Source organism: Solitalea longa (assembly GCF_002920915.1).
GTDB lineage: Bacteria > Bacteroidota > Bacteroidia > Sphingobacteriales > Sphingobacteriaceae > Solitalea > Solitalea longa.
On record NZ_PQVF01000008.1, the window covers coordinates 104,369 to 120,076 of the forward strand.

Here is a 15,708-nt window from a genome sequence, read left to right on the forward strand (position 1 = left end):
GTCTTCTGTTAAAAACCAGATTAAATGCTATTTATCCTAAAAATAGATAGCGGGCAAAAATAAGGGTTTGAAACGGAAAATACTGTTTAAAATGAGAAAGAGTTAAGGTTAAAATCATTTATTAAAACTTAACTAAAAACTAAAAAGATGAATTGTTGTTTAATACTTTATATCTGCTGATAAAATAGATAATTGGAAATTAGTTTTAATAACACATTGGTTACATATTAACTGTAACCAATGTGTTATTAAAATCGTAAAAAATACTGAGCCAAACCAATTAAGTCTGCCAAGTCTTAAATCAAGAGCTCATTAATTTTTTTCATTCCAAAAACTTACGATTTGCCTTGCTTATGGCGAAAAAGGTCAAATATTTCTATAACTCGAGTACCCTTAAATACGAAAAAGTAGAGCTTTCTTTCGGAAAAAAACTGCTTCGTGTATTAGGATACCTTGCTACGGTTTCTGTGTTTTCGGTGGTTACCGTAACCATCGCTTATAATATTTTAGATTCTCCAAAAGAAAAGAAGTTAAAACGCGATATCTCCCAGCTCAGTCTTCAATATGACATTTTACATAAGCGAATGAAGCAGCTGGATGGAGTGGTAACCGATCTACAGGAACGTGACAATAACATTTACAGGGTTATTTTTGAATCGGAGCCAATAACTTCGGATGAATGGCAAACGAATTTTGCAGGTATAAAGCGATATAAAGCACTTGAATCATCGAACTATTCTTCTTTAATGATTGAAGCAACACGAAAACTCGATGAGCTTTCAAAAAAAATGTACGTTCAATCAAAATCTTACGATTACCTGATCAGGGAGGTGCGGAATAAAGATAAAATGCTTGCCTCAGTACCAGCTATTCAACCGGTTTCAAATAAAGACCTGACAAGGATGGCTTCAGGATATGGGTATCGCATCCATCCTATTTATAAAACTCGTAAATTTCATGCCGGAATGGACTTTACCTCACCTACCGGAACTCCGATCTACTCTACCGGCGACGGCGTGGTAATAAAGGCTGAATTTGGACGTGGTTTTGGTAACGAGGTTCAAATAAATCACGGATATGGCTATTCAACTATTTATGGTCATATGAGCAGGATAAAGGCAAAGATTGGTCACAAGGTAAAAAGAGGAGAAATTATTGGTTATGTTGGTAATACCGGTGCATCCACAGGCCCTCATTGCCATTACGAGGTGCATAGAAACGGTCAGCCGGTTAACCCAATTAACTTTTACTTTAATGACCTAAGTCCTGCCGAATACGATAAAATGTTGGAACTTTCATCAAGAAACAATCAATCATTCGACTAAAATGCCATACAAAGAACGTGAAATAAAAAAACTGTACTACACCATTGGCGAAGTGGCTGATATGTTTAATGTAAGTACATCACACATTCGTTTTTGGGAGAAAGAGTTTGATATTCTTCAGCCAAAGAAAAATAAAAAGGGTAATCGTTTATTTTCACCGGAAGATATTGAGAACCTAAAAATCATTTATCATTTGGTTAAAGAGAAGGGCTATACTTTACAAGGGGCCAAAGATTACCTGAAAAGCAATAAAAACATTGAAGTGGATAAGCAAAAGGTAATTGATTCACTCACCAGCTTAAAATCATTTTTGCTTCAATTAAAAGATGAATTGAAGTAAAGGGATTTTCAACGATAATCAGGCCATCATTAAATTCTCAAATTTAAACCAATAGACTCGCTGGTCAATCTAAAAACATTGTTTTACTATCAAAAAGCTTGTTTTTTTGAAGTTTTTTTGTAACTTGGGTGTTACGAAACATCTTCCTCTTTTTACATGATCAGAAAAATCATCTGGGTGCTTTGTCCCTGTATCTCAATTGCGCAAAGGTATATGGACAAAGCTTTTTTTATGGGCTTTTAAACAGCACTTTAGGTGTTTTTATCTCACCTTTTACTAAATTTTACAATAACTCAATTTCACCTGTTTTTAGGCTACTTTATCTCCATAAAATCTCACTTTTCATCTCGCTCTTCGCTAACCTAACACTTCTTCCTCCTAATTATTTTCCGAACCAAGTTCTTGTATTAGTTAAAATTTTTAACAATATTTAGAATACATCTTACAATAGTTAATTATCTCAAACAGAGGTAATACCCTACACACTACCTAACATCTATTTATGTTCAAAAACATCGTTGCATGCGTTTTGTCCATATACTTTATTACGGGCAAATTATATGCGCAAAACCTATTTTACGGAGCGCGAATTGGTGCATTGGCAAACGCCGGCTCAGCCATAAACGATTCCTGGAATATTGCAGGCAATCCGGCCGCATTTACATCTGTTCATTCCTTTACCGCCTCCATGGGCTACCTAAACCAGTTTTCATCGCCTGAGTTTAGTACCAAGGCTGGCATTTTAGGTTTTCCTGTAAAATCAAACTTTTTTGGTGTAAGTTTTAATTCCTTTGGACAGAACCCCTACACTGAAATGACGACCGGTTTAAGCTACGGGCGTTCATTTGGAAGTAATTTTTCTATTGGATTAAAATTTAATTATCATACGGTTGCCATTGCCAATTATGGCAACAGCTCAACTTATTCTATTGAAGTTGGCTTGATGGCCAAGATAATGACAAACCTTACTATAGCCACCCACATTATTAATCCCACCCGATCTGATTTTGGCGAAGAACTTCAAAATCCCTTGCTCACCATATTCCGTTTAGGAGCCCGCTATGATCTATCTGAAAAAACCTTTATTGTTTCAGAAGTTGAAAAGCCTATTTCCATGAATACCCGTTTCAAAACAGGACTTGAATTTGGAGTTTTTAAGCAATTAGTGCTTCGGGGAGGCATATCCGGTCATCCGTTTCAGCAATACTTTGGAGCTGGCTATACCACCTCAAAACTTCAAATAAACATTGCGGCTTCAATTCATCCTAGCGTAGGTTATTCACCCCAAATGAGTATTAGCTATGAATTTTAAGCGTGTTATACTTGTTTTTTTACTTATCCCCTGGCTTTCAAGATCGTTTGCACAAAAAGAAATTGATCCGGTGGTTGATAATATTGTTGAAGCAATTGCAACAGCTACTGACCGGGAGGATTTAGACCTGAATGAACTTACCCAGCAACTCTATTTTTACTATCGTCATCCTTTAAATCTAAACACTGCAACCGCTTCAGAATTAGAATTGTTATATGTTCTTTCTGACTTACAGATAACAGACTTAAAAAAGCATATTGCACGTTTCGGACCTTTAATTGATTTTGCTGAGCTCCAGACCATCGAACTATTTGATAAAACCACCATGGTAAAACTCAAACCTTTTGTAACGGTAGAAAACACTTCTTTCTTAGGAAAGCTAAAGTTGAGCAAACCTGAAAATGAATTCGTTTTAAGGGTTTCTCAATACCTTGAACCCTCCAAAGGATTTACTTCAAAAATTTACAATGGAAGTCCTGCCCGAATTTTTGGACGTTACTCCATGTATTTTTCTGATAAGATCAATTTTACATTATCCGTAGAAAAAGATCCGGGTGAGCCATTTTTTGGTAAAAATCAAAAATTAGGCTTCGATTTTTATTCTGCCAGTCTCAGCTTTAGAAATATTGGAAGATTGAAACAATTGGTAATTGGCGATTATTCGTTGCAATTTGGGCAAGGGTTAGCCATGTGGACCGGCTACAGTATTGGTAAAAGCGCTTTGGTTAACGCAATAGCTAAAAATGGTAATGGCCCCCGACCCTACCGATCAATTGCTGAAAACGGCTATTTCAGAGGGCTAAGTGCAAGTGTTTCCTTATCCAAACATCTTAGCATCACTCCTTTCTTTTCCTACCGTTATTTAGATGGTAACCTGATTCAAAAAGATTCAACTGATGAGGTTAAGGTTTCATCCTTGCAAACAACAGGCTATCATCGCTCTTCAAATGAACTTGATGATAAACAAAGTTTAAATGAACTCTTAGTGGGCGGAAATCTATGGATATCTCCATTAAAAAGACTTAATTTCTCGCTTACATCGTACCATCTTCAGTTTGATAAATCCCTTGAACAAGAGACTGCTCTTTATAATCAATTCGGATTTAAAGGTAAAGAGCAAACGGTTTATGCTCTAGCTTATCAGTTAAACTTAGTCCGATTTTATTTCTTTGGAGAACAGACCAAAGTTAGCAATGGCGGCATGGCGTTTTTAAACGGAGTAATGATGAGTCTAACCCCAAAGGCTACCTTAACATTGGTTCACCGGCGGTTCGACAAAAACTTTAATTCGTTTTATAGCCAGGCTTTGAGTGAAGCATCTACTAACAATAATGAAAAAGGATTTTACGCAGGTCTCACCGTTAACTTTTCAACGAAACTATCACTCAGTGCTTTTAGCGATTTCTTCGAATTTCCGTGGCTGCGTTATCGAGTTGATGCCCCCTCAAAAGGCAATGAATACTTTTGTATGCTAACCTACTCTCCTAGCAAAAAACTGAGTATTGAGGGTCGTTATAGCCGACAACAAAAAGAGATTGATCTATCGAATGATGCATCGACCATTACTCCTGTTATTGATGTTGTTAAAAACGCTTATCGTGTAGGTTTAATTTACAGTTTAAATGAGTTTATAGCCATTGGTAACCGTGCTGATGCAGTTTACTTTAACAATGGAATAAACACTACGGAAAAGGGGTTAGCTTTCTCCTTAAGTATTGCTGCCCAAAACAGATCTAAAAAGCTAAGTGTGGACAGCCGATTTACCTTGTTTGACACCGATTCATACAATTCACGCATTTACGCTTCCGAAAGAGATATATTATATTCCTACTCATATGCAATGTACCAGGATTCGGGTGCCCGATTTTATATCAATGTTAAAGTTTCACCGTTAAAAAAGCTCAGTTTTTGGGCCCGATACAGCATTTATTCCTACCGCAATAAAGATGAATTGGGCTCGGGTAATGACCTTATTCAGGGAAATAAAAAATCAGAAGCCAAGGTTCAAATGCGATTAACTTTTTAACTATGAGTAGTTTTCGTTTACAAACCCGCCAGTTAACTTTTGTTCGAATTCTTTTCCCATTTATGGCAGGAATTTGTGCTGGCTGTTTTTCTGAATTTAATGCAATACTTTATTGGTTACTGTTAACTGTCGCCATATTAATTTTAGTGCTAACTACCCATTTTAACCGCCAAATCAACAAAACCCGATGGAGAAAATATAAAGGGCTAGCTATTAATTTCAGCTTTATTTTAACCGGATTTTGCACTTCAGGATTACACAATGAACTGGTTTATAAAGACCATTTCACTTCCCACTCTTCCGATTATTTGCTGGTAAAGATAACCGACCCTCCAATCCGAAAAGGGGTGAATTTACAGTTTAAGGCAAATGTGGTAATGGCAGTAAAAAATAATGTTCAAAAACAGGCTTCAGGCAACTTACTGGTTACTATAAATACACCAAAGGACCTTAACTACAACGAATACATACTGATTAAAGCTAAGTTTAAGGAAACTACTCCCCCACAAAACCCTTTCGAATTTGATTACAAAAGATACCTTCAATTTAAAAACATTCATTATCAAACTTATTTACAAGCTGAGGAATACAAAATAGTTAAGCATGAGGAAAAATTCGATCTTACTTTATGGTCAATTAGGGTTCGGGAACAGTGTGTACAGTTATTTAATAAATACATCCCAAAAACCGAAAATGCCGGCATTTCAGCCGCTTTTTTATTAGGCTACCGTGCCGATTTAAGTCCTGAAATTGTGAATGGGTTTACCAATACGGGAACATTGCATATCCTTTCTGTTTCGGGACTTCATGTTACCATTATTTACCTGGTCATTAATACCCTGCTTTTATTCTTAAATCGATTTAAGCGCGGTAAACTGATCAAAACCGTTTTAGTTTTAATTTTGATTTGGCTTTATGCACTTATAACCGGAATGTCTCCGGCGGTGTGCCGGTCCGCTTTTATGATAAGTGTGGTTGCCGTAGCCGAGGGAACGAATCGATATACCAATATTTATAATTCAATTGCTGTTTCCGTTTTTTTCCTCCTTCTGTTGGATCCTTATTTGTTATTCGATGTAGGGTTTCAGCTTTCTTACATAGCCGTTTGGGGCATTATTTATTTTCAGCCTAAAATTTACAGTTGGGTTTATACCGAAAACAAATTGCTGAATTATGTATGGTCAATGACAAGCGTATCCTTAGCTGCCCAATTGGCCACTTTTCCTTTGTCGATCTATTATTTTCACCAGTTCCCCAACTATTTTTTAATTGCCAATATTCTTGTCATTCCATTAGCTACTGTCATCTTATTTGGAGGAATATTACTTCTTTCGGTTTCGTTTATGCCCAGTTTAGCGGGATTAATAGGACTGTGCTTAACAAATATTATCGACCTAATGAATTGGATCTTATTAAAGCTTAGCCATTTGCCTTTTGCAACTTTCAATGGAATATGGATAAACAATTATTCCTTATTACTCTTAACCTTAATTATAATTACCATTGGCTATCGTTTATCGGAAAAATCCAAAGCAGCATGGAACCTAACCTTTATTTTGATCATCAGTTTTATCATTTCTTTCAACCTCGAAAACCTGATGAAATTTCAGGAAAATGAGTTGTTAATATTTTCAATCAAAGGAAATACTGTCCTTGCTTGTAAGAATCAAAACCGACTGCAACTAATTGCTGATCAAGAAAATTTAGGAAAGAGCTACGCCTTTTCAATTAAACCGTATGTTGATCGGTCAAATGCACAAGTAAACATTGATTCGTTGGGTAGCAATTTAAAATCCCGACATCTTGTTAAACATAAAAATTATATACAGTTTTATGATGTAAGAATTAGCATTATTGATGATCAGTTTCGGTATTTTAAACCTGTAAAAAAGCTAAAAGTTGATTACTTATTGATCAGTGGAAGAAAAAACCTCAATATTTCTGATTTAATAAACATGTATGAATTCGACACCCTGATTATCGACAAGTCGGTTGCTGAATATTACGCCAATAAAATGGAGCTTCAGTGTAAAAAGCTGGGTATTAAAACCATAAACATTTATCAATCAACAGCCTTAAGAATAGCTATTTAGATGGAAGAACTGGTGAAATTTACAATTGAAGATCGCATTGCCTTTATAACGCTAAACCGACCTGAAAAACGAAACGCTTTGAATGAAGAGGTGGTTCAGCAGCTAAAGAAATTTATCTATAAGGCAGAAAAAGACGTTAATATAAAAGTAATTGTTCTGGAAGCTGAAGGCGAGGTTTTTAGCGCCGGTGCTGATCTGGCTTATCTCCAAAAATTACAGCAAAATTCGGTTAATGAAAATATTGCCGATAGCCATCAACTGCGTGAATTATTCAGTGCCATTTATTTTTCAAGTAAAATTACCATTGCTAAAGTGCAGGGCCATGCCATTGCAGGCGGCTGTGGCTTGGCTACTGTTTGTGATTTTGTATTTTCCGCTCACGAAGCCCAGTTTGGATATACCGAAGTTAAAATTGGCTTTGTTCCGGCTATTGTTGCTTTATTTTTGATCAGAAAAATTGGGGAAGGAAAGGCTAAAGACCTTTTGTTAAGCGGAAGACTGATCTCCTCCATAGAAGCAAAAGAAATAGGGTTGATAAATGATATGGTGGATCACAACGAACTTGATGAAGTAGTAAAAACCTTTGCATTAAAAATGTGTAATGAAACCTCAGCCAATTCAATTGCCATTACCAAAGATCTGATTCAAAAGGTTCAATCTATGAAAACTGAGGAGGCCTTAATATTTGCTGCAGAAACCAATGCCCATGTTAGAAGTACCGAAGATTTTAAAAAGGGCGTGGATTCGTTTTTAACGAAAACTAAGCTGAAGTGGTAAAGGAAATTGATTTATTGTTTTATTGTTTTTACCAAAATCCTTAACTGTTCATCCAAAGGTTCTTCGCCGTTTATCCAATTGATCGTTAAACCGTCGCGTTCCATTTTGCGAAAATAGGTCATTTGGCGTTTGGCAAACTGATGAATTCCCGTCTCCAATCGTTCCAGCATCGTTTCATAATCTAGTTCAGCATTTAAATATTGGGCAATAAATTTATACTCGAGGCCGTAATAAACAAGGGTTTCCATCGAAACTCCTTTTGCTAAAAGATGCTTTACCTCCTCGATCATACCTTCACTGATCCGTTTGAGTAAACGCTCCGAAATGCGCTCACGGCGCGATTCCCTGGAAATATCAATTCCGAAGATGACTGCATTTACCTGAGGTAAGGAATGAAAATCATGTGAGTTTTTATTAAGGTATGTACCAATCTCTATTGCCCTGATCAACCGTTTTAACGTTGATATATCAGCCAACCCTGAATATGAAGAGGTTAATTGCTGATGGATAACAATAAGTTCTTCTTTGGATTTAACAGCCATTTCGGCCCTTAAATCTTCATCAATAGGAACAGATGTGTATTGAAAATCTTTTAAAACCGATTCGATGTATAAACCTGTGCCACCACATAAAACCGCTATCTTTCCTTTGGCTTTTATCGATGTGTATGCTCGTTCAAAATCCTGTTGAAATTCAAAAATATTGTACTTCTCTCCTGCTTCTCGAATATTTATTAAATGGTAAGGAATAGCTGTTCCATTAATTTCGAACTCATGTAGATCTTTACCGGTGCCAATGTTCATATCCTTATAAACCTGGCGAGAGTCGGCACTTATAACTTCTCCGTTAAGCTCAAAAGCCAGGCGAACTGCTAACCTGGTTTTTCCAGAAGCCGTAGGACCCAAAATCACTATTAAATCTGTTTCGCCCATTACTTTATCACTAAACGGAATTTTAAATTACCCTGATTTTTTATGCGAACATAACCCAAGCGTATCATGAGTTGCTCTTCTGATTCATTGGATTCTGCCATCGACAAAACAGAATGCGGAAGTTTATGAGCATAATAGCGTAACCATTCACCTTCTTTCACCCAAAACTGCTGCGATTCTGTTATCCCCTCTTTTTTAAATCCCAATTTCTCATAACCTTCTCCATTCGACCATTCCAAATCGGCATAAGTCATGATATCACTTGGTTTCACTTCCTCAATAAAAAACTTGATCAGCTTGCTTAATCCGCCAACTACTGTATGATCTTTAAAATTAGCAAAGCGGATCAGTTCATACGACCGATAATTCTCCCCTCTCGAAGGCATTGGCTTTCCGGCACTGAATGAAGCAACGGCAACCAGTTCATCCTTAAAAAAAAGACCATATTTATACTTAGCTGCAGTTATTACATTTAAATGGTGGATGGATAAAAAGTTATTGAGCTGATGACTGTCAATGCGTTTAACTTTTGTGGCGCGACCGTGGATTCGTTTAGTTTGGCCTAATAAAGAACTAATTCTTGATCGAATTACCTCATTGCTTTGGATCCATTGATCCTCCCAAACTGTAATTAACTGAAAACCTTTATTTAAATGGTTAAACAATTCGATCATTTTAAAAACGATCTCATTGTCTCTTAATTCGATAAAGGCAAAAGCAACGGTCTTTTCCGGGACCATTACGATTGAAACACCCTCAATTTGTGAAAGCTTAAGACTGAAATTATTTTCAGCGGCAAGGCGAGAAGTCCAATCGTGAAAGTTGGTTGAGATCAAATTATGCATTATTGATCCTCAAAAATAAAAAAGAAGTTCGAATCAATACTGATCTCTTAAATTCAGCAACTCATAAAAGCTATAAATAAGCTAAAATGACTCCCCTGCATTCAAATAGAAGGCTTTTGAGCGGTTTGCCCAGGCATAATTAAATATCAAATTAGTTCGGGTAGCTTTATCCAGTAAAATCCTGAAACCTACACCTACTGCAGGCTGTATGGTTTCAAAAAGCTTTATGCCTCTATCTTTATCACTTGCAGTGGTAAAATCACCAAAAACGGTTCCGCTGAAGAGTTGATTCTTGCTAATTGGAAATCTGTATTCAGTTTCTAAATAAAGCATATTATCTCCTCGGAACACGCCTTGAGTATACCCTTTACCGCTTCGACTCCGTTGATCCCAGCCAATGGAAGGCAAATTCAAATAAGGTACCTTACCCGAAGTAACAAACTGACCAAAAGCCCAAATGCCCCAAACATGCTGCAGGTTGCGTTTGCTTAAAGGCCTGAAGTAGCGCATTTCTGCAAATAAGACATTACTTGCCGCCTGATTTTTACCCAATTTCGGATTAATTCGAAAGTTAGCATTACCATACCATCCGCGATTAGGGTTGATCTGGTTATCGCGCGAATCAAAGAGCAAGTTTAGACTAACGCCATTCACTGAATAATTTTTCGGATCAAATCCATATTTCACATTATAATTATAGTGAGCCGTGTAAATTTGATTTGCTGTATCTAATTTTTTATCATCAATACTTGAATATCCATCAAAGTGTACACCTGCCCCCACATAAAAATGTTCACTTACTAACCATGATGCTGTTTGATGGAATTTTAAATAGTTATAATCCATCGGTTCAGACAGATCATCCAGACTGAAATCCGGGTCTTCATCCCTTGGAGGAATAATATCAGTACCTAAACCATAATTGGGTTGCGAAAAAATATAAAAACGCCAGTCACCACTCAAAAAAATCTTGTTGTCTGAAAGCAACACATTGTTCTTCATGTTTATAAGCAACTGATTTTTTGTGGTGTATGTGGCGCTAAGGTTAACTGTTGAATACTTATCCTCTGGCCGGGGGCCTTTAAAAGTATACTGTCCGGTAAGCCCAAACATAAATCCGGTGGCAGGTTGTGATCCGATGACAGGAATTGCCAAAAAGAAACTATTTTTTTGCGGCTTCGGGTTCTTCCCTTTCTTCTTTTTAAATAACACGTCTCCAATATCTTTCACTTGGTATTCGGCTGAATCTGTTGCAAGTTTGATTGAATCTGTTCTCACTTTAACTGAATCTGTTTTTGACTGTGCTAAACCTGTTTCAAAATTAAGGCAAGCAGTCACTAGCACCACTGCGCTAACTTTAAACAAGCATTTATGGAATATTTTTATCATGAGCGTACTGGTAAATATTGTTACATATGACTACCATTTAGATTTTAAGCAATTGTTTAAACTATAAACGGTGAATTACAATTTAAGGGCATTCAATTGACAATTAATACATTCATGAACATTCAACACATTTGTCATGGGTATAAAAAACAATCCCCAAAAGATAACTTATAGTAAAAATCAGGCAAATGGTCTTGAACAGAGGGATTTTCATCGAGCGTATATAGATTGTGGTTTCAACTATTAATTTAAAGTTTTAATACTTGAAATACAATTTGTTAAAGCTATTCTATTAAGAAAAATTGAAAATAGGAATCAATGGGTTAAAACAATTGAACACCGAAATTCTAACTAAATCCTGCTATTTTTGCCCTTCAAATTTTTAAAATGATTGAACTATTTACCGATGGCGCATCAAGTGGCAATCCCGGACCAGGAGGTTACGGACTCATCTTGCGTTCAGGAAAACATTATAAAGAAATTTCTGCAGGGTTTAGAAAGACCACCAACAATCGAATGGAACTTTTGGCGGTTATTGTTGGATTAGAAGCCTTAAAAGCTGATAATCAACAGGTGATCATTTATTCCGATTCGAAATATGTTGTGGATGCAGTTGAAAAAGGCTGGGTTTTTGGTTGGCAGAAGAAAGGCTATAAAGACAAGAAAAACCCTGACTTATGGGAACGTTTCTTAAAGGTTTACCGCAAGCATCAGGTTAAGTTTCAATGGATACGCGGCCATGCCGGGCATCCAGAAAACGAACGTTGTGATGAATTAGCTGTAGCAGCCGGAAAAAAACCAGAATTTGTAGATACCGTTTTTGAACGCGAAGAAAGTTTAAATAAATAGTTTGGAAGCCACCCTTACAAATAAAATAAGCTTTAGAGAAATAAATAGATTGGCAATACCCGCTTTACTGGCTGGTGTTGTTGAACCTGTTATTTCACTTACCGACCTTGTGATTGTTGGTCGTATCCCTTTTGATAAAACCGAAATAATTGCTGCAGTAGGTATTGCTGCTTCGTTGATATCAGCCATTACCTGGATCCTGGCCCAAACCAGTTCGGCTATTTCTTCAATTGTCTCACGCTACCTTGGCTCAAAACGACTCCATGAACTTGATAGTTTGGTGGTACAAACCTTCATTTTCAGCTTAATGATGAGTTCAGTGGTAGTTATTGCTACACGCTACTTTTCTGTGGAAATATTTAAGCTGTACAATGCAAACGGAAAAATTCTGAACTATGCAGTTGATTATTTTAGGATCAGGATCTGGGGCTTCCCTTTTAGCTTGATTACTTTTACGCTTTACGGAGTTTTCAGAGGACTGCAAAATACAATCTGGTCAATGTATATTGGATTAATTGGCGGTTTCCTGCATATTTTCCTTGATATTTTATTGGTCTTTGGAATTCCCGGAATTATTCCCGCAATGAATATTGAAGGGGCAGCATACGCCAGTTTAATTACGCAAGTGTTAATGTGCATGGTGGCCATTTATTTCTTTATTAAAAAAACACCCTTTAAACTCAATCCCGGTAAATCTATTAACCCGGAATTATATAACCTGATGAGTCTAAGCATCAACCTGTTTCTAAGAGCAGCGGCCCTAAATTTTTCTTTTTATCTGGCTAATCGTTATGCGACCGGATATGGGAAAGAACAGATAGCAGCTCATGCCATTATTGCTAACATATTTTTACTGATAGCTTTTGTGATAGATGGATACGGAAATGCAGGTAATGCCATTTCGGGTAAATTACTCGGCTCGAAAGATTTCAAAAAGTTATGGTTATTGGGCATTGACCTTTCAAAAATAGTGCTGGTAGTAGCATTGGTTATTATGGTCTTTTGTGGTGCCGGCTATTTTTATATTGGAAAAATTTTTACTTCGGATGTTCATGTGTTAAAATTCTTCTACCAAACATTCTGGATATTAATTCTGATGTTACCCATTAATGCACTCGCCTTCTCATTTGATGCAATTTATAAAGGCTTGGGTGAAGCTATTTTCTTGCGAAACTTACTTATTGGCTCTACTTTCCTGGCTTTTATTCCATCCTTATGGTTATTTGATCATTTAAACATGGAGCTTTATGGCATTTGGGCGGCCTTTACCATTTTTATGCTTTACCGTTGTATTGGTTCCATCTGGAAATTTAAAGCTAAATACCAGTAATGTACGAAGTACGATTTTAGAAGGGCAATTCAATTTTAGATGTACGATTTTAGATGTACGAATAAATAATCAATGCCAAACTCGTAATCTGAAATCAACAATCTTAAATCTAAAATCTAAAATTTTTAGACTTCCCTAAATTTTATTTTCAACATAACTAATAAAATATTTACATTTGGACAAACATTATCCAAATGATCAGATATATCTACTTTTTAGCTTCTCTAACTTTTATATTTCTTGCAGCATCTACCTATGCACAAACAGGGATTGTAAAAGGTAAAATCAGTTCAGAAAAAAAACCTTTAGAAAATGTACAGATTAGCTATAACGGGACTAAAAAAGCTTTTTTCTCTTCGGCAGATGGTTCCTATTTAATAGATAGCTTGCCAATTGGTAAAATCAAACTGTACTATAGCTTATTTGGATATAGTGATGCGTTTAAAATTGTAGAGGTAAAAGCGAATGATACTGTTATTGTCAATATCAATTTAATAACAGAAACTACTCATCAACTAAACGAAGTGGTAGTAAGCGGAACGATGAAAGAAGTTTCGAAATTAAACTCTCCTATACCTGTTGAAGTGTATACTCCAACGCTTTTCAAGAAAAACCCCAGTCCAAGCATATTCGAATCATTGGGAATGATCAACGGCGTTCAACCGCAACTAAACTGTAATGTGTGCAATACCGGTGATATTCATATTAACGGCATGGAAGGCCCCTACACCATGATTTTAATTGATGGAATGCCTATTGTAAGTAGCCTTGCAACGGTTTATGGTCTATCGGGCATACCCAACAGTATGGTTAAACGAATTGAAGTGGTTAAAGGTCCGGCTTCTACACTTTACGGCTCCGAAGCAGTTGGTGGTTTAGTAAATATCATTACCAAAGAACCCGCATCCTCGCCCAGATTAAACACTGATTTATCGGGTACAGGTTATGGAGAGTACAATGCGGACATTGCCGGAAAACTGAAGGTAGGGAAATCGAGTACCCTGGTTGGCATTAATTATTTCAATTATTCGGGGCGATACGATAAGAACCTGGACGACTTCACAGATATAACCTTGCAAAACCGAGCTTCCATATTTAATAAATGGACCATTCCATTATCACAGAACCGCATGGCAAGTTTAGCCACTCGCTATGTATTTGAAAACCGTTGGGGTGGCCAGGTGAACTGGGATCAAAACTTTCGGGGTAGCGACAGTATTTACGGCGAATCAATCAAAACTAACCGATTTGAATTATTAGGAAATTTTGAACTACCTAAACAGTTTGTAATTGATTACTCCTATAACTATCACTTACAAGATTCTTATTATGGAGTGACCAAGTTTTATGCGAATCAGCAGGTGGCCTTTTTACAATTACGCTGGACAAAAACATTAGGTAAACATGAGTTACTTTCGGGCTTACCTCTACGATATACCTATTACGATGACAACACCAGTGGAACCCAAACTTTAAGTAGAAACAATACTCCTGCTAAGACTTTTTTACCGGGAATTTTTCTTCAGGATGAATGGAAATCCTCAGAAAAGCTTAGCATTTTAGCCGGCTTAAGGTACGACCACCACAATGAACATGGCAGTATTTTTACTCCACGCTTAAGCTTTAAATATTCGCCGAATAATCGCAATACGTTTCGATTAAGTAGCGGAAATGGGTACCGTGTTGTGAACTTATTTACCGAAGATCACGCCGCCTTAACCGGTGCAAGAGAGGTAGTTATCAACAATGATCTGTTGCCGGAACGTTCATGGAATGCAAATTTTAACTACTCTACGCTTATTAGCCATCGAAATGGTTTTATTAGTTTGGATGGAACTATATTTTACACATACTTTACTAACAAAATTACCGGCGACTTTTTATCTGACCCGCAAAAGATCATTTATGATAATTTATCAGGGTATGCAATCTCCAAAGGACTAACCTTAAACACCGACTTCAGTTTTACCAATGGTTTTAAGGTAATGATTGGGGCAACCTATATGGATGTTTACCAAAAAGACAAGGATGCCGAAGGCTATCTGAAAACCACTCCTCAATTATTTGCACCAAAACTATCTGGAACCTATGCGGTGAGCTATACCATCAATCCATGGAAATTATCAATTGATATAACCGGGAAGGTAAACGGTCCAATGTATTTACCGGTGGTACCTGATGACTACAGAGCCGAAAAATCACCATGGTACAACCTCATGAACTTGCAACTCACGAAGAAATTAGAAAATGGGTTGGAGATTTACGGAGGTTGTAAGAACCTGTTGAATTTTCTTCCTAAAAACCCAATTCTTCATCCCGACGATCCATTCAATCAACCTGGAGGTAAATATTTCTTGTCAAATGGTAGTCCTAACCCAAGCTCCAATCCGTATAATTACACCTTTGATCCATCGTATAACTATGCACCAATGCAGGGCATCAAAGGATTCTTAGGAGTGAGATACAATTTAAAATAAAGGGAATGATAAG

At 36.7% G+C, this 15,708-nt stretch carries 12 protein-coding genes; 9 read left to right on the forward strand and 3 right to left on the reverse strand.

What is annotated here, in order from left to right:
- Window positions 1–353: 353 nt before the first annotated feature.
- From C3K47_RS12460 to C3K47_RS12485, 6 genes are all read left to right on the forward strand, one after another.
- Window positions 354–1,325, forward strand: a complete 972-nt coding sequence (locus C3K47_RS12460; RefSeq protein WP_103789472.1) for a M23 family metallopeptidase — start codon at window positions 354–356, stop codon at window positions 1,323–1,325.
- A 1-nt stretch (window position 1,326) separates the two neighbouring features.
- Window positions 1,327–1,665, forward strand: a complete 339-nt coding sequence (locus C3K47_RS12465; protein ID WP_103789473.1) for a MerR family transcriptional regulator — start codon at window positions 1,327–1,329, stop codon at window positions 1,663–1,665.
- 502 nt (window positions 1,666–2,167) lie between these two features.
- Complete coding sequence (locus tag C3K47_RS12470) at window positions 2,168–2,977, forward strand: PorV/PorQ family protein (RefSeq protein ID WP_103789474.1); 810 nt, start codon at window positions 2,168–2,170, stop codon at window positions 2,975–2,977.
- Window positions 2,967–5,003: a hypothetical protein gene (locus tag C3K47_RS12475; RefSeq protein ID WP_103789475.1), complete on the forward strand. Its 2,037-nt coding sequence runs from the start codon at window positions 2,967–2,969 to the stop codon at window positions 5,001–5,003. Before C3K47_RS12470 ends, C3K47_RS12475 begins: the two co-directional genes overlap by 11 nt.
- 2 nt (window positions 5,004–5,005) lie before the next feature.
- Window positions 5,006–7,096 (forward strand): ComEC/Rec2 family competence protein, encoded by a 2,091-nt coding sequence (locus C3K47_RS12480; protein WP_103789476.1) that lies wholly within the window; start codon window positions 5,006–5,008, stop codon window positions 7,094–7,096.
- A complete protein-coding gene (locus tag C3K47_RS12485; RefSeq protein ID WP_103789477.1) occupies window positions 7,097–7,873 on the forward strand; it encodes an enoyl-CoA hydratase/isomerase family protein in 777 nt (258 codons plus the stop codon). It begins immediately after the preceding gene.
- Between the two features lie 11 nt (window positions 7,874–7,884).
- On the opposite strand, the gene miaA is transcribed toward C3K47_RS12485, so the two are convergent.
- From miaA to C3K47_RS12500, 3 genes are all read right to left on the reverse strand, one after another.
- Window positions 7,885–8,805, reverse strand: coding sequence for a tRNA (adenosine(37)-N6)-dimethylallyltransferase MiaA (gene miaA, locus C3K47_RS12490; protein ID WP_103789478.1), 921 nt, complete (start codon window positions 8,803–8,805; stop codon window positions 7,885–7,887).
- Window positions 8,805–9,650 (reverse strand): hypothetical protein, encoded by an 846-nt coding sequence (locus C3K47_RS12495; RefSeq protein ID WP_103789479.1) that lies wholly within the window; start codon window positions 9,648–9,650, stop codon window positions 8,805–8,807. The genes miaA and C3K47_RS12495 overlap by 1 nt, the downstream gene beginning before the upstream one ends.
- 81 nt (window positions 9,651–9,731) lie before the next feature.
- Entirely contained in the window at window positions 9,732–11,039 is a 1,308-nt protein-coding gene (locus C3K47_RS12500; protein WP_103789480.1) for a BamA/TamA family outer membrane protein, read from the reverse strand.
- A 387-nt stretch (window positions 11,040–11,426) separates the two neighbouring features.
- Here C3K47_RS12500 and rnhA point away from each other — a divergent pair, with 387 nt between their 5' ends.
- The 3 genes from rnhA (at window position 11,427) to C3K47_RS12515 (ending at window position 15,695) form a co-directional block, all read left to right on the forward strand.
- Complete coding sequence (gene rnhA, locus C3K47_RS12505) at window positions 11,427–11,888, forward strand: ribonuclease HI (protein WP_103789481.1); 462 nt, start codon at window positions 11,427–11,429, stop codon at window positions 11,886–11,888.
- Window positions 11,889–11,937: 49 nt separating this feature from the next.
- Window positions 11,938–13,218: an MATE family efflux transporter gene (locus tag C3K47_RS12510; protein ID WP_243392547.1), complete on the forward strand. Its 1,281-nt coding sequence runs from the start codon at window positions 11,938–11,940 to the stop codon at window positions 13,216–13,218.
- Between the two features lie 194 nt (window positions 13,219–13,412).
- Window positions 13,413–15,695, forward strand: a complete 2,283-nt coding sequence (locus C3K47_RS12515) for a TonB-dependent receptor (RefSeq protein ID WP_103789483.1) — start codon at window positions 13,413–13,415, stop codon at window positions 15,693–15,695.
- The last annotated feature ends 13 nt before the right edge of the window (window positions 15,696–15,708 follow it).

What these genes read in the sequence shown, in the direction of transcription:
- C3K47_RS12460 (WP_103789472.1), top strand. Translation starts at nt 354, where the DNA reads ATGGCGAAAAAGGTCAAATATTTCTATAACTCGAGTACCCTTAAATAC.
- C3K47_RS12465 (WP_103789473.1), top strand. Translation starts at nt 1,327, where the DNA reads ATGCCATACAAAGAACGTGAAATAAAAAAACTGTACTACACCATTGGC.
- C3K47_RS12470 (WP_103789474.1), top strand. Translation starts at nt 2,168, where the DNA reads ATGTTCAAAAACATCGTTGCATGCGTTTTGTCCATATACTTTATTACG.
- C3K47_RS12475 (WP_103789475.1), top strand. Translation starts at nt 2,967, where the DNA reads ATGAATTTTAAGCGTGTTATACTTGTTTTTTTACTTATCCCCTGGCTT.
- C3K47_RS12480 (WP_103789476.1), top strand. Translation starts at nt 5,006, where the DNA reads ATGAGTAGTTTTCGTTTACAAACCCGCCAGTTAACTTTTGTTCGAATT.
- C3K47_RS12485 (WP_103789477.1), top strand. Translation starts at nt 7,097, where the DNA reads ATGGAAGAACTGGTGAAATTTACAATTGAAGATCGCATTGCCTTTATA.
- miaA (WP_103789478.1), bottom strand. Translation starts at nt 8,805, where the DNA reads ATGGGCGAAACAGATTTAATAGTGATTTTGGGTCCTACGGCTTCTGGA.
- C3K47_RS12495 (WP_103789479.1), bottom strand. Translation starts at nt 9,650, where the DNA reads ATGCATAATTTGATCTCAACCAACTTTCACGATTGGACTTCTCGCCTT.
- C3K47_RS12500 (WP_103789480.1), bottom strand. Translation starts at nt 11,039, where the DNA reads ATGATAAAAATATTCCATAAATGCTTGTTTAAAGTTAGCGCAGTGGTG.
- rnhA (WP_103789481.1), top strand. Translation starts at nt 11,427, where the DNA reads ATGATTGAACTATTTACCGATGGCGCATCAAGTGGCAATCCCGGACCA.
- C3K47_RS12515 (WP_103789483.1), top strand. Translation starts at nt 13,413, where the DNA reads ATGATCAGATATATCTACTTTTTAGCTTCTCTAACTTTTATATTTCTT.